Annotated in this window: 15 protein-coding genes; 2 read left to right on the top strand and 13 right to left on the bottom strand. The window is 45.6% G+C overall.

The genetic code is table 11. The features are described from left to right. Nucleotides 1-75 precede the first annotated feature (75 nt). The 11 genes from VOR_RS0114330 to VOR_RS0114280 all read right to left on the bottom strand — a co-directional run bounded on the left by VOR_RS0114330 (nt 76) and on the right by VOR_RS0114280 (nt 11,419). The gene (locus VOR_RS0114330; protein ID WP_286118490.1) at nt 76-2,001 is read right to left on the bottom strand and encodes a BglG family transcription antiterminator; all 1,926 of its coding nucleotides are present in this window, start codon (nt 1,999-2,001) and stop codon (nt 76-78) included. Between the two features lie 88 nt (nt 2,002-2,089). Continuing rightward, nucleotides 2,090-2,836: a 2-dehydro-3-deoxy-phosphogluconate aldolase gene (gene dagF, locus VOR_RS0114325; protein WP_010320381.1), complete on the bottom strand. Its 747-nt coding sequence runs from the start codon at nt 2,834-2,836 to the stop codon at nt 2,090-2,092. After that, nucleotides 2,827-3,951: a DgaE family pyridoxal phosphate-dependent ammonia lyase gene (locus tag VOR_RS0114320; protein WP_010320380.1), complete on the bottom strand. Its 1,125-nt coding sequence runs from the start codon at nt 3,949-3,951 to the stop codon at nt 2,827-2,829. Before VOR_RS0114320 ends, dagF begins: the two co-directional genes overlap by 10 nt. Beyond that, nucleotides 3,935-5,098, bottom strand: coding sequence for an amidohydrolase/deacetylase family metallohydrolase (locus VOR_RS0114315; protein ID WP_081480769.1), 1,164 nt, complete (start codon nt 5,096-5,098; stop codon nt 3,935-3,937). The genes VOR_RS0114320 and VOR_RS0114315 overlap by 17 nt, the downstream gene beginning before the upstream one ends. Nucleotides 5,099-5,143: 45 nt before the next feature. After that, nucleotides 5,144-5,791, bottom strand: coding sequence for a DUF4310 family protein (locus tag VOR_RS0114310; RefSeq protein WP_010320378.1), 648 nt, complete (start codon nt 5,789-5,791; stop codon nt 5,144-5,146). A 10-nt stretch (nt 5,792-5,801) separates the two neighbouring features. After that, entirely contained in the window at nt 5,802-6,578 is a 777-nt protein-coding gene (locus VOR_RS0114305) for a DUF4311 domain-containing protein (protein ID WP_010320377.1), read from the bottom strand. 24 nt (nt 6,579-6,602) lie between these two features. Next, on the bottom strand, nt 6,603-6,896 hold the full coding sequence (locus tag VOR_RS0114300) for a DUF4312 family protein (protein ID WP_010320376.1): 294 nt from the start codon (nt 6,894-6,896) through the stop codon (nt 6,603-6,605). After that, entirely contained in the window at nt 6,893-7,261 is a 369-nt protein-coding gene (locus VOR_RS0114295) for an SFCGS family glycine-rich protein (protein WP_010320375.1), read from the bottom strand. The genes VOR_RS0114300 and VOR_RS0114295 overlap by 4 nt, the downstream gene beginning before the upstream one ends. Then, entirely contained in the window at nt 7,252-7,614 is a 363-nt protein-coding gene (locus VOR_RS0114290) for a transcriptional regulator (RefSeq protein WP_010320374.1), read from the bottom strand. Before VOR_RS0114290 ends, VOR_RS0114295 begins: the two co-directional genes overlap by 10 nt. A gap of 293 nt (nt 7,615-7,907) precedes the next feature. Next, on the bottom strand, nt 7,908-10,835 hold the full coding sequence (locus tag VOR_RS0114285; protein WP_010320373.1) for a DEAD/DEAH box helicase family protein: 2,928 nt from the start codon (nt 10,833-10,835) through the stop codon (nt 7,908-7,910). Further along, entirely contained in the window at nt 10,832-11,419 is a 588-nt protein-coding gene (locus VOR_RS0114280; protein ID WP_010320372.1) for a class I SAM-dependent methyltransferase, read from the bottom strand. The genes VOR_RS0114285 and VOR_RS0114280 overlap by 4 nt, the downstream gene beginning before the upstream one ends. Nucleotides 11,420-11,668: 249 nt before the next feature. On the opposite strand from VOR_RS0114280, the gene VOR_RS0114275 reads away from it, so the two are divergent. Together VOR_RS0114275 and VOR_RS0114270 are read left to right on the top strand one after the other, a co-directional pair. Then, entirely contained in the window at nt 11,669-12,064 is a 396-nt protein-coding gene (locus tag VOR_RS0114275; RefSeq protein WP_010320371.1) for an ACT domain-containing protein, read from the top strand. Nucleotides 12,065-12,307: 243 nt separating this feature from the next. Then, nucleotides 12,308-12,865 carry a hypothetical protein gene (locus VOR_RS0114270; RefSeq protein ID WP_010320370.1) on the top strand — a complete coding sequence of 186 codons (558 nt, stop codon included), beginning with the start codon at nt 12,308-12,310 and terminating at the stop codon, nt 12,863-12,865. Between the two features lie 34 nt (nt 12,866-12,899). Here VOR_RS0114270 and VOR_RS0114265 read toward each other — a convergent pair whose 3' ends face one another. Then, nucleotides 12,900-13,244 (bottom strand): helix-turn-helix domain-containing protein, encoded by a 345-nt coding sequence (locus VOR_RS0114265; RefSeq protein WP_010320369.1) that lies wholly within the window; start codon nt 13,242-13,244, stop codon nt 12,900-12,902. 159 nt (nt 13,245-13,403) lie between these two features. Beyond that, a complete protein-coding gene (locus tag VOR_RS0114260) occupies nt 13,404-14,564 on the bottom strand; it encodes a D-alanyl-D-alanine carboxypeptidase family protein (protein ID WP_010320368.1) in 1,161 nt (386 codons plus the stop codon). Nucleotides 14,565-14,630 lie beyond the last annotated feature (66 nt).

Below are 14,630 nucleotides of genomic sequence, written 5' to 3'. Positions count from 1 at the left end.
TTTTCCTCTAAAATTTTGATTTATAAAAGAATTGATAATTGTTTTTAAAAGAAATACTTATAGGGATCAGTTATTCTATTGTAATTCCAAGTGCGCCAGTGTTTTGAAGTGCTTGAAGGTTTCGCATTGCGACAGACTTTTGCCTAATTTTTTATTAATCAGCACTTGGAAAAGATCATACAGCCCCATCGCCTCTTCATAGTCACATTTACTTAAGGCGAGGAAAAAGATCAGATAGGCTTTTTCACCATTACCCCATTCAATTCCACGCGGTGCAGCGACGGTGTAAACCATCGAACGTTTAGCAAAGAGCTCAATCGAGTGAGGTAGAGCAATGTATTCACCCATCATGGTTGAAACCAAACTCTCTCGCTCTTGCAGTGAAGCTCGGTATCCTTCCTCTACCAATTCCGTTGATTCAAGATGCGAGCAAACCTGTTCAAAGAGGTGTGATTGCTCAATGACGTCATCAAGGTAGAGAAATTGAGCCTTGGAAAAATACTTATCCAAAAGATAAGAGTGCGTGCGATCAACCAACACTTGTTTGCCCAGCTCTTCCAATTGATGTTGGGTAGGGAAGGGGTCAACCACAAAGCTCTGAATCTCTCTATTGGCTAAGGGCATGGTGGTAATAATGAGGTCCGCTTGCGTGGCATCAGCGGTGATCAACTGTTCAGGGGAATAAACCGTTTTCATATCCAATTGCGGATACTGGCGGCGGATGATCGCTTCTAGCCCAAGTGTCGCGGCATTACCTGCGTCGCAATACAGGAGCGCTTTGGGTGTACGGTGACCTAAATGGTAATTACGTTCAAGCCCCACACCAATGTGAATTACAAGATAGCCTATTTCGTGCTGCGTCATGCAGTAACCCGTCTCTCTGATCCAGTCTGCGATGGCTGATAAGGTAATACTGTAAGCGAGTGGGTAGTGCTGTTTGATATGTTCGGCCAATGGGTTAATTGTGGCGACATGATGTTTGACACGAATAATCATATGGCTGATGTGGTTGTGAAGATCGCGGCGTAATAGCGCATCGTCACGCACATCGTAAGGGTAATTTTGATAGATATAATCAAAGATGTGAGTGACTAGATCATCGGCTTCATGCTGTACACCCTGGCTAAGGAGGGCTTGATTCGTCGCAATTCTCGCTTGAATGTGAATCGCTAAGGCGGCAATTTCATGGTTATTGGCGGGTAGCAGCATCGGTAGCGCAGAAAATAACGCTTTGGCAATCGGTAGCGTCGTTTCATGAACATCGTTTTTAGAAAATTCGGTAAGCTCTTTGCCACACGCGAGCCTGTGCAGTGTGACGGCGGCATAAAGGGTTAACCAACGCAGCCCAATATCATTGATATAGAGTGTATGGTTGGTCAACACTTCACGAAAGCGCGCTGCAAAAATTTGCTGAGATTTTTCAGGGAAAATCGTACTAATAAAGCCCAGAGCTTGTTTTGTCTCTTTTTGTTCGATGTAGATAAGTTGGGTTAAACGGGAGCGAATCGCCATTTCTGGGCCTTGGATCAGCATGCCCAAACGAGGTTTACTTTCAATCGATAAACCAAACGTGGCCAGTTGGCTGCGTACATCGGCCATATCATTTTGAATAACGGTGCGGCTTAGATTCCATGTCTCGGCCAATTCGTCAATTTTTACGCCTTGTTCTGCCGTTAATAGCAGAACTTGAATCTGAATGATGCGCTCTTTACTGGTCCTTGGAATCGTTTCTGCATTTTGCACCCTCGACAAAAAATGCTCGAAAGTTGACGGGTTGTAAATATTGAGTTGGTAACCGGAACCGCGCTGGTGGAGAAGATGCGCGCCATGGTTGACCATCACATTATTGAGCAGCGCGACATCGGTGCGTATGGTTCGTGTCGAAACATTAAGCCGTTGCGCAAGTTCGTCCTGAGTCAAAGGCGAGGCGGATACAGCATCCAACAAATGAATTAGGCGAGGGTGCGGTAGCTTGTACATCATCGATTCCCATTCCAGCATGAACAGCGCTATCTAAAAGGTAAAATGCACTAAAGGCAATAGATAGCCAACGCTTTGTTATGCCGGAGCACATGCTCCGGCGTCGGTGTTATGAATGTGCCAGCTGTTTTTGAGTCATGGCCAGCAGGGTTTTCACATCCTCAGGGCGAGTCTGTCCGGTTTTCTCATCGATGATTGAGCTATAAATGTGTGGAATGACTTTTTCGACACCCGCATCGAGAGCGATGCGTAAAATCTCTTCAAAGTTGTCCAAATCAATACCACCAGTAGGCTCTAACCAAAAGTGGTGACGAGCACAGGCGTTGGCAACTTCTTGGTACTCAGCTTTGCATTTTAGCCCCTGCATTGGGAAGAATTTGACTGAGCTGCAGCCCATATCTTGCAACATGGCTATCGCCGTATCAACGGGAACAACCGCTTCTTCCATGCCGGAACTTTTCGGGCCAGTTGAGATTTTAACCAAGCCAACAGTGCCTGATGGTGAAATCAAACCATTCACGATAGTGTGATGTTGACCTAGCGCTTGACGCGTAGCCCCGACACCAGTAAAGACTTGATTGACATGCTGAGGCTGCAGTATTCCGGCTAAAGCCGTCACCATATCCGATTGTTTTGGATCCCCTGCGCCAAGGCCAATCGATAAAGCATTCTCGATTTTTTCAGCGCACGCTTTCATATCAGCTGCAGCACTTGCCGTATCTGGGTAATCTTTCGAGAGCATACCAACCAACACATGGCCTTGTGCGGATTGGTAGACTTCAATCGCATTATGATGAGAGCCCGCCAGCACATTGAGACATACACGGTCAGCGTAAAAATTAGGGCTTAAAGACATTCTAATGACTCCTGATTCAGTTGGTTCATGGCGCTAAGAATAAGTTCAAGTTGGTGAGATGAAACACTGCGGACATCAAATTCCACCGAACCTTCATTGGATTTGTAAGCGCGGCAGTAAATCGCTGGGTTACCATTTTGGAGGCGTGTGACGGCTTGATTAGCGCTGATACCAAATTGTTTGGCATCAAAACTCACTTCTGCGCGTGCGATATCTCGGCCTGCACTGTCCCAAACCACGCGCGCGCTTATCCCTTCAATACGGTTTAACCCCTCGATAAATGGCGTCATTTTATCCACCATTTGTTGGCCGGTTTCTTGTTGGCGGCTTAAGTACAACTCAATGGCATGCGTTAGGCCTAAAATGCCTTCTTTACCTACTTTCATCGCACGGCCAATCCCTGCAGATTGCTGCTTAACCCATTCCACATATTGATGTTTCCCAATCACTAAACCGCTGGTTGGGCCTTCAATCGCTTTCGCACCACTGTAGATAACCAGATCAGCCCCTTGCTGATAATAGAGTTGTAGATCCTCTTCTGCTGCTGCATCAACAATCAGCGGAAGCTGGTGGTCTTGAGCCACTTTGGCTGCTTGTGGCACGGTTAACATGCTTTTTTGCACGCAATGGTGCGATTTAATGTAGAGAATGGCGGCGGTATTGGGGGTGATTGCCGCGGCTAATTGTTCTGCGCTGCATTCATTAGCCCAACCGGCCTCAATCAGGTTACCGCCGCCAAGATTTACCATGGTACCAACCGGGCCGCCATAATTGACGTTATGCCCTTTGGGGATCACAATATCCGTTGCGATCGGGTGCGTTTTTGCATGCAGATGCTCAAGCAGATAAGGGTTACCACGCACAATGACTGCCGCGACACTCTGTGCAATTCCCGCTGAAGCGCATGAGACGACGACCGCATTTTCAACTTGCAGCAAACGAGCAATATATTGGCCGGTTTTGTTCACCAAATCGCTCATTTCAAAGTAGTTGTTCATCCCAAAACAGACAGTCTGCTCCACTTCGGGTTGCGGAGTAGAAACACCAAGAGCTGTCATACGGCCAGATGCGTTGATCACTTGTTTCAAGTGATATTTTTCAAGAATGGAAGGCATAATGCTGTTGTCCTTGTTCAGTCAATACAAGTTTGCCGTCAATAATGGCAGCAAGAGGCGTAAATCTCTGTTGTCCAGTTCGATGCTGGTGATGAGTATCGGTGTAGTTAACCGACGCTTTATCGATGGTGTAGAGCGTTAAATCGGCATCATAGCCTGCAATTAAGTGCCCCTTTTTCGCTAGGCGAAGTGCTTGCGCTGCTTGACTCGTCACGCGCTCAATGATCTGCTCATGGGATAATCCGAGCGTAAAAAACATCGACATCAGGTGGGCAAGACCGTAAACCGGGCCATTGAGCCGGTTTTTACAGTAAATGTCAGAACTGATCGTATCGGGCAAAATCCCTTGTGCGATGGCCTGCTCAGCCACTTCAAAACTGAAACTGGCACTGCCGTGGCCGATATCAAGTTTCAGGCCTCGAGCTCTGGCCTGCTGAACGCTGCTTTTTATTTCCCCATGACAATCAAGAATGCGGTTAGGCTTGCCATTAAAGCAGTGAGTGAGAATATCGCCTTTGCCCAGCAGAGCGACAATTTCATCCAAATCCGGCGGCGCATTACCGACGTGCACCATCAATGGAACGCAGCCGCATTGCTGCTGTAATGCTTTGGCAGCCTGAAGTGGCATTAAGCCATTGTGGCCGACAACACTACCGCTCATGCGTGCTTTTAAGCCGACAATAAATTCGGGATGACGAAGCAGCGCTTGCTTTGCGCTATCCAGATCAATGTCGTTGGCATCGGCCAGTTCATTTTGGCGCAACAAGCCAATTTTCGAGATATTCAGTAGAGCTCGCACATGGGTTGTGCATTGCGCTGCAAGCTGTGCAAAATCATCCACATCGTTTGCGCCTGTGCTGCCCGCATCAATGACAGTCGTCACGCCACCTGACACCCCAACGTTATCGGGGTGGTCGTTATAAATCGGCGAGTTCGGATAGCAGTGAGTGTGGCCGTCAATCCAACCAGCACTCACAAAAACGTCATGATCTAAATCGACGGTCTGTTTTGCCAATGAACCAGCAAGATCGCCCACCGCCGCTATTTTGTTGCCCTGAAGGGCGATATCGATACTAGACCCACCCGCTTGTTGGGCATTTTTGATCAGGATGTCATACATAATTTGCATCTCACGCTCTTCGCTCATCGGCGCGAAGAGCGATTATCAGTAGAATTTAAACCCCAGCTTGTTTTACAGTGCGATAGGAAAAAGAGCTCCTAACGCCATCGCTCCGAGAATTGCACCACCTGTAATCGGTTTACCCCACACATAGAAAATCAATGCGCCACCTAGAGAGCCGATCCCAATTGGGATAGAAGCGGCCATCGCAGATAAAATGATCAATGGTCCAAGAAAACGGCCGGAGCTATTGCCTGCACCCATCATTACGTCAGCCCCGTAGGTTGAATCGCTTTGGTTAATGGTGAATTTACGTGCCAGCACAATTAAGCCACCAATCGCCAAACCAGCGAGCATGCCTGTGATTAACGAAGCGGTGAAATTTTCAAGAGGATAAACAATGCCAGCACCCAGTAATAAAGCTGGAATCCCTAAACCCACACCGGTTTGCACTGCGCCACCGATATCCAAAATGCCCACGAGCGAACCTTCAATGATGCGTGCAAACAAAAAGCTTGCACCAAAAGCCGCCACCGCACCGTACGCGCCTGTATCCATCCCTGCTCGCAGCATGGACACAAACGCCACTTCGTTAGAAGCACCGACACCGTATAAGTAGTACATGTGCGTTCCGGCAAAAACCCCGGCTGAAAGCAAGCCGACGAAAATTGGGAAAGACCAGTCGGCATACCAAAAGTTGTTTTTCATTTTTTCGTCCATGGTCAACTCCTTATTTGCCACTGATCATGAGATGGATATTTTCAAGCCACAGAGGAACTTGCATATGGAAAGCTTCGATAAATTTCATGTCGAACCCGCGGAAGAAAGCACTTAACGCAAACAGTGCAATAATCGCCGCCATCATGATCTGAGTTACTCTGTTCCAACCACTCTCTTCAACACCTTTACCAATCAAAATACCCAGCACCAAACCAGGAACGGCGTTGCCCATGATCATTTGCGCTAAACCACCAAAAATAGTGGCCCAAAAGCCCGATTTCTTACCCGCTTCAATTGCCGCTAGCCAGAAAATAACCGGCATGACGGTATTCACCAGTAAGTTTGCCGCTGGTACTAATACCTTTACCGCCGTGACTTGCAGAGCCGCAGGAACGGCCGCCGCCGTTGAGTTAAGAAACGCAACCACAATCGCACCGATAATGGCGCAAGCAATGCCCATTCGTTTTGGATCATGCAAGATAGTGGCAAGGTCGCGGTTTTTTATCATCAGCGCCGCTGCGCCCCAGTTCGGGATGATGCGGTGGTCAACATCTTGAGTGAATGCCCCTGCCGCAACCGTTGAGGCCCAAGCATTAAAGAAGAATCCAAGCCCAAAAGAGAAGTGAGAGGCCGGGTCGCCTTCACACGAGTTCAACTCTCCCAGAGTACGAAATGCACCCATACCTTGGATAGTTGGAGCATGGAACATCCTTGCCGCTCCTACTCCAACGCCGATACCGACTAAGCCACCAATGATGATGGACTTAAAGAGAATGATAAGAAACATGTCAGGGATCCTTATAGTGACCTGTTAACGTTTGAAATCGACCTGTTCCACATCGATGTGGGTCAGGCTGACCGTAACCTCTAGCTTGACGCTGTATTGGCGTCGATCTCTTGCAAGAAAGAAGAAAAGGAATTTCTCTCGCTTTACTTTCTCTTCTGCTTGCAAAACGTTGACGTCTAACGGCTCAATCCGGAGGAGCACTTTTGCGTTATTCTTAAGTAACGTGGGTTGTACTTGGCTTAAAGCCGCGGCAAAAGCCTGCTGCTTTGTTTCGCCCTTGCCACTCACGGTTACCTTAGTGGTTAACTGCTCTTTCATGCTTTGACGCCATGCTTAGCCACAAACGCCTTCACCAGTTTTTCGCCCAGCTCTTCTTTATCCATAAAGCCGAAACCCAAAACCACGCAGCCTTCATTGATCGCGGTTATCCCTTCCTCAACAGAGCGCATTCCATAACGACATTGATAGCCATATTTTGTTTGCGCTGTGATAGCACCAGCGCCGCCGCTGCCGCAAAAAGAGATCCCTAAATCGGCTTGCTGCTGATGCATGACATCACCTAACTTCATGTCTGCGGCCATGCCGGGAATAACGGTCACTTCAGCGCCTGCCGCTTGAGCACCAGATCCTACTTTTTGACCTTTGCCCATGCGATCACCAATAACGACTTTGATTACTGACATGTTGTTTCTCCTGCTGTTGGGTTTAATTCGTTTTCTTTAGCTACTTCAAAATGGACCGAAAGCAGATGCGCTTCTTCATAAGCGAGGTTCTCTATCCAACGACACACTTGCTCGGCCAAGGTGAAACAAATGGGAGAGATTTCATCAAACATCTCCATATCGAGTTCAGGCAACGATTCACCGCTAAATGAGCGCCAAACCATCGCTTTGATGTGTGTTTCGAGCATTTTTTTCTGTAGCGAATCGGGGTAGATAGCGTGTGAATTAAGCAAGGCAATGGCTCGTTCTGTGAGCGACAAACCAAGCTCTATAATCTGTGCATCATCCATGCTAATGGGTTGAGAGTTTTGCACCGTGGGGTTCTCCAAATGTTTAGCTTGGAGAAGAAAATAGCGTAAAAGGGAGCAAGGGTAGATAGGCCCTATTTCCACTTCCAAATGGAAATAAACCGTGGCCAGTGACATTCGCGCGGTTTTATGTGATGTGTGAAGAAGATTTATGGGAGTAAATGCGCTGAAAAGGTGATTTGAATCGCTATTTCAAGCGCAAATTTATCGTCTATTTATTTGCTAACCGTCACAAAACAACGGGTGGTTATTTTGGTTTTATGTTTATTTCCCAACCGGGCGTCAGGAAGCATGCAATATTAACGGAGGATGGCTTTGAGCCGAGCAAAAGTGCGCATGCTGTCGGTTGCAAGCATAGGAGCGTAGTCAGCGTTTTGTGCTTCAAGCTGATAATGGTTTGGTCCCATTTTGCGTACTACGCGTAGCAAGTAGTGGTTATCTCCCGTTTCATCTTGAGTTTCAATCGCCATGACCAGATTAGAAATTGAACCAGCGCTCTTTGGTGTGACCCATTCAAGTAGTAGTAAATCACCATCTTGAATCGGGTTTTTACCTCCATTCATTGAGTTACCTGAAGCGGGGGCAATGAAATGTCTTGTTGGATCAAGCTTACCGTAACCAGCGGCGACTAAATATTGCTCTTGCGTATCATGAGTACCTTGCTTGAAATGACCGCAAGCAATTTTTAGATCGGGGTAGAGGGGCAAATAGATACCTTTTTCGTTTGCTTGGCTTGGCAACGGAAGGATCTTGGCCGAAGTTTGGATTGGCTTCGAGTTTGAGTGTGCTTCTTGCTTACTGACTCGCTGTATGTATTCGGCAAAACGCAAATCGACAAGTTCTTGAATAAGATCATGAAGCTGTGGCAAATCGGCATTGTCTACAGCAAAAGTGGGTAAAAAGCGGTGATTATCCACCTTAAACCATGCATGGCCAGAAGAGTCTGGGCTTGTAAACGCTTTGACTGGGTTTCGATTCCAGTAATTTAGCCATTCGGATCCTGTTGCGCTAAATTGCTTGGCTTGTTCGGTGAGATCTCGTCGCATTAAATCAGGTCTACGTGATAGCACTTTATGACTTTGAATCGCTAGCTCATTCAATGTCGGGGGCTTTCGCAAACCATCAAGCTCTAATAGTGCTTCAAGTAAAACGGCTTTAAAGCATTTGCTCATCGCTGTGATTTCGACTGCTTTGAGCAAAAAATCGCCATGTTTCGTCAGTCGTTGAGTCAGTGCTAAGTCACTTTCTTGGTCTGCCACGAACCTAAACCAACTTTTCATCGAGCGGCGTACTTTACTGAGATCATAACCATGGTGGAAAAACTCGGCGGCACTCGGTCGGTGTGCCAGTTGATGCTTAAGATCTTGGTAATCTTCAGCCGCAGTTGAACGTATCTGTTTTGCTAAGGTTTGCCAAAATTGCAGCAGTTGTGGATCAAAGTTGACATAGCAACCAGCCGCTAACGAAGTAGTTTGGTTGATCGTTTTGACTATTTCTTTCAGTGAACCCACATTGAGTAGGGTTGCTGGCCTATTTAAAAATGAAGAGTGATTACCGATAAAATCTAACACCAGTAATTGCTGTTTACCTGTACTCGGAGATTGGCGCAAACCGCGGCCTAATTGCTGTAAAAAGAGTATTTTTGATTCGGTGGGACGAATCATCAAAATGGTATCAATCGCTGGTAGATCGGTTCCTTCATTGAATAGGTCGACAGAAAAAAGAATGTCGATGCTTCCTTCATTCAACTGTTTTAAGGCGTCGTTTCGACGTATTTGAGAGTCACTATAGACAGCGATAGCGCGAACGCCTTGTTTGGAAAAGTATTTCGCCATGTAATCGGCATGACGTTTAGAAATACAGAAAGCTAATGTGCGCTGTTGTTTTCTGTCAAACCAATGTTGATAAATATGTTCGGCACGCTGCTTGGTTGCAAATGCACTGTCCAAAGCTGTGGGGTCAAATTTGCCATTGCGCCAAGGGATTTCTTGATAATCGACGAATTGATCGTAAATACCGTAGTAATGAAATGGCACTAAAATTTTCTCATCAATGCCATGCACCAAGTTACGCTCAAACACTAAATTGTTGTCGCAAAGCGATAATATATCGGCTTGATCAGAGCGCTCTGGTGTTGCGGTTAAGCCTAAAAGAAACGCTGGTTGGAAATAAGCGAGTAAATCTCGGTAACTACGCGCACTTGCGTGATGAAATTCATCGACAATAATATAGTCAAAATCATCGGCTTTGAAGCGCGCTAACTGCGCTTTTTTACCTAAGGTGGCGACTGAAGCAAAAAGATAATCAGCTTCCTCTGTTTTTTCAGATCCGTTGTATAAGCCAGTTTTAGCGTTAGGTATTAATTTACTAAATGTGCTTTCAGCTTGAGTCAGAATCTCTTCTCGATGGGCAACAAACAAGACACGTTTTGCTTGCATCTGTTGAGCATCAAAAGCGGCTAACCATGTTTTTCCCATTCCAGTCGCTAAGACAACCAACCCACGTACATAGCCTTGTTCACGGCTCTGGTTGAGCGCTGATAAAGCCAACACTTGCATTGAGTTTGGGGTAGGGATCTCCGGTGCTTCATCGGCTCCATCCAACAGTGTTAATGAACGTTGCATTGACAGTTTTTTGTAGCGCAGTAAGTAGTCGTCTATCCAGTGATGGGAGAGAGTCATACTCTGTTCATGAGAAAAAATAGCTGAAAACTGCTCACGAATATATTCAAATTCTTGCGCTGCGGGTGAAGTGGCTGGTTGCTCAAAATCGTGGCGTAAAGCCCACTCATAGCTTTGTAGCAATGCTGTTTTACTGATGTTATTTGAACCGACCCAAGCACACCCTTCACTGATGGTTCCTTGTTCTGTTTTAACAAAAATGTAGGATTTCATATGAAAGCTATGTTGACTTTCACAAGTGAAAATACGGCATTGCGCTCCACGTTCCGCCAATATCATAAGGCGTCGTAATGCGACTGGGTGGGTTATTGCTAGATAGTCCGAAGTCAGTAATTTGAGTGAGGCTCCACTTTTTAGAGCGTCAAGAATAGGGTCAAATAGTAAATCCAATCCGGAAGGTTGAACGAAAGAAACCGAGATCTCTATTTCACTAGCATGGTTAATGGCTTGGATTAACTTAGTAAGTAGCGGGTCTTGTTTTCCTCCCGCACTTAATTTTGGGCCGCTATATAAAGTGGCCTGACCCTTGTTTCTATGAGCGCTCATCGCTCTTCACTTTTTATCAAAATGGCATTTAACCATTGTTCATTTTGGCGATCCGCTCTTAAATCATTGGTTATCCAGATTTTTGCCACATTCAATGGGGCATGAGCGATCCATTGTGCTAAACGCTGTTCATCACCGTTGGTAAATCGACGGCCATCTCGTTCCACTTCCCCTGTCCCATATTTAAAAGAACAATATAGAGGGGCTAATGGTTTTAGCTGAGAAGCTAAATGAGTAAAGGTATCTGGAAGATCCAACTCACCGACATGCAGTAACGATGCGCAAGCCCAAATACCATCAAAAGATTGATCACTTTGAAAATCAGCAAAGGTTGAAACGGTGACCGGAATTTGAAGCAGTTGAGATGCTAAGCTTGCTAATTCTTCACTGGCGTCAAATGCCACCACTTTATAACCCTGCTCAATGAAACTTTTTGCATCTCTGCCAGAACCACAACCAGCATCAAGGATGACGCCCCCTTTTGGAATATGGGGCGTAAAGTGTTCCATCAGCGAATGGGTATCTACTTCTTTAGTCGATGCAAAAAACAGTTGGGCATTTTGGTTGTAGAACTCGATAGACATAATCGCTCCTCAAAGTGAACGCTATTCTAACTATCTAATACCAAAGGCTCAATTGATTGCAGTACAAGTGTGATCAACTGAGTTGTTTTAAGTTTTTCGTGCGCAGACAGCTAGCCTAAAGTCGCCATAGAACTTAAGTGATGTTCTATTCAATAAGAATGACTAATTAACCATTAATATTATTAATTTCACTTATTCCACAGAGGGCTTTACTCTGCACTTCGACTTCAATTTGAATGAGAAAAAAATATGACAGCGATTACTGATTTAGAGGTTTTACTGCAATCCATGTCACCCGAGTTGGTGGGCGGAAGTTATGTGTTTTGCACTGTGCAGGGGGCATTAGCCGATTATTTGCATTTAGAACCCGTGGCGACATTTCAAGAGCGTGAAGGGCTGACCTTGGTCATTGAGCAGCAAAAGGCTGTTGCGGCGCAGCTCGATTTTGAATCGGTATTCAGCTTAATTACGCTGACGGTTCATTCAAGTTTAGAGGCAGTGGGTTTAACGGCCGCTTTTGCAACTAAGCTAGCTTCGTATGGCATCAGCGCTAATGTGATTGCGGGCTATTATCATGACCATATTTTTGTACAAAAAGAGAAGGCAGAAAAGGCGATGGCGGCACTCAAAGAGTTCGCACAATAACGATTTCCTTGCTACCTAAAACTCCAAGTTGTTTGGCTATAAATATTCAAAATAGCGTCGTTTGATGCAACCAATCGGTTAAGTGTAGAGGATAAGAGTCTTTTCTAGGATTTATACCGAATGCCGTGATATTATCCTGCGCCCAACGGCTATGTGGTGGGTTTATAAACCACTACTGGCCTTATTAGTAGCAGATAGTTTCATTGTTGTGGATGATGATTCTATGTAAAAAGAGACCATGTTTTGCTTGATATATTACGCGAAGTATTAGGATGGACATCTGTCGCATTCTATATATCACTCACTATTTTTAATTCGATGAAGTTTACTCGCTATGCTGCATTTGCTTCGGCTGCGAATGACATTGCTTGGTCAATTTTGATGGGTTGGTGGCCTAAAGTGATCCTTAACCTGTCGGTTGGTGCCATTAACGCCTATCGATATGTGAAAGATTTTACTAACACCAGCAAAATGGTGATCAATTCTGCTGCGGCTTTGATGGCGAGCGGCATTCTTTATATTGCTTATGTGGCCGTAAGCAGCTTTATCAATAACCCTACACTTGCCGAAGCCTTGCAGTTTGGCGATCTCGCGTTAATTTTGTTGGCGCTGTATATGACTGACCTGAAAAGGTTCCGTTTGCTCATGTTCTTATCGGGGTTTGTTGGTATGGCCGCCTATTTCGGTAACCCACAAATGATGATCATCAAAGCGTTGGTTATTGGCATTATGGCTTACAAGCTTTTCCGCGCCGATAAACTCACGGCAGTCGCTGCCCATCAGCAACAAACAAAACTATAACAGCGGGTGTGTAACAAGCTGCTGTGGCCAGTAATTAGGCATAATGAATGTATTCAATGATCACTTGATTACCTTCTATCGACACATGCTGGATATCACCATCAACGCTTATCCGGTTTTTTAAACAGATCGCTTTTACCTCGCTGGTGGCGGTCTGTTTAAAACTCGGCAATATCCTGTGCGGCTCAATATGCAGATGACGACAAAATTGGCTAATAAACGGCATTGATAAAGGGCTATCTCCGCGTAAAAGATGGGAAAATTCAAGTTGAGTGAGGTTAAGCCGCTTGGCCATTTCCATTTGAGTTAAATGCATTTTGGCCTTTTGTGACATCCACGCATTGTATAAGGCTTGGCGATCTTCCTCGCTAAACTCCATTGTCTATCCTCTTTCTGTTATCAGCGCTTGTAGTGGTGCAGAGTGACAAAAACAAGTCGCGATGATGTCAGTGGCAGGTTAGAGGCTATTCAAATTTTCCAAGTTAAACGAGTAAGTGACACCAGAGAAAGGCTCGCTGGTGCCTTACATGATGAGTATTTAAAACCAACTTACCCATAAACGCTTAAGGCTATCGATCATACGTTTAAACCAACTGCCTTTATCAACGCTCTCTAATGCAACCAAAGGAACTTCACCCACAGAGCGGTCACCCACTTGATAAATCACTTTACCTACTACATCATTTTTTTCGATTGGCGCTTGTAAATTGCCATTAAGTGAAATCAATCCTTTAAGTGATGATATTTCACCTTTGGTGAGCGTCAAATAGTGAGTTTCAGCAACGCCAACGGCCAACTGATCACTTTTTCCCATCCAAATACGCGCCTGTTCTAGAGGCATGCCAGCTTGGTGTGGTGCAACGGTTTCAAAAAACCGAAAGCCGTAGCTCAGCAGCTGTTTACTATCCGCTTCACGACTTTTCGCACTGTTTGAACCCATCACGACAGAGATTAATCGCATATCACCCTGAGTTGCTGATGTAGTCAGGCTAAAGCCCGCACCGCTGGTATAGCCAGTTTTCATACCATCAACATTAAGACTGCGGTCGCGCAATAGCCCATTACGGTTGTATTGCGTTATCCCATTGTAGGTAAACGCGGTTTCACTGTAGAGCGGGTATATTTCCGGTAGGTCACGAATTATCGCTTGCGCAATGTCATAAGGCGTGCTGTGTAAGCCTGAACTGTCTAGCCCATGAGGGTTGGTAAACGCTGTATTTTTTAAGCCAAGAGTTGAAGCCCAAGAATTCATGAGATTGACAAAGGCATTCTCTGAGCCAGCAATATGCTCCGCAATCGCTACACTTGCATCGTTTCCAGACTGAACAATTAGGCCTCGGTATAGATCCATCATGTTCACTTTAGTGCCGACTTCGATAAACATTTTTGAAGAGTCAGGAAAGTTTTTAGCCCAAGCTCGTTGGCTAATCACCGCTTGGTCGCTGGCCGTGATATTGCCAAGTTTCATCTCTTGCCCAGCCACATAAGCGGTCATCAATTTCGTAAGGCTCGCCGGGTTTAGCTTGGTGTGCGCGTTATGTTCCACTAAAACAGTGCCTGTATGGAAATCGATCAAAACATAACCTTTCGCAGAAAGCTGAGGAGGGTTGGGAACCACAACCGGTGTTGCCTGACTTATCAGGGGCATAAAAGATAAGCAAGCTGCAGAAATAAAGACTATAGACTTGATATTTTTCATAATTTACATCCCAAAATCAAAGAGGAAAACAACATAACGGTGGCTAGGTTGTAAGCGCATCATAAA

The sequence above is a fragment of the Vibrio ordalii ATCC 33509 genome (assembly GCA_000257205.1).
Taxonomy (GTDB): Bacteria; Pseudomonadota; Gammaproteobacteria; order Enterobacterales; family Vibrionaceae; genus Vibrio; species Vibrio ordalii.
The sequence above is the reverse complement of the archived record's forward strand: the minus strand, read 5'-3'. Positions and strand labels throughout refer to the sequence as shown.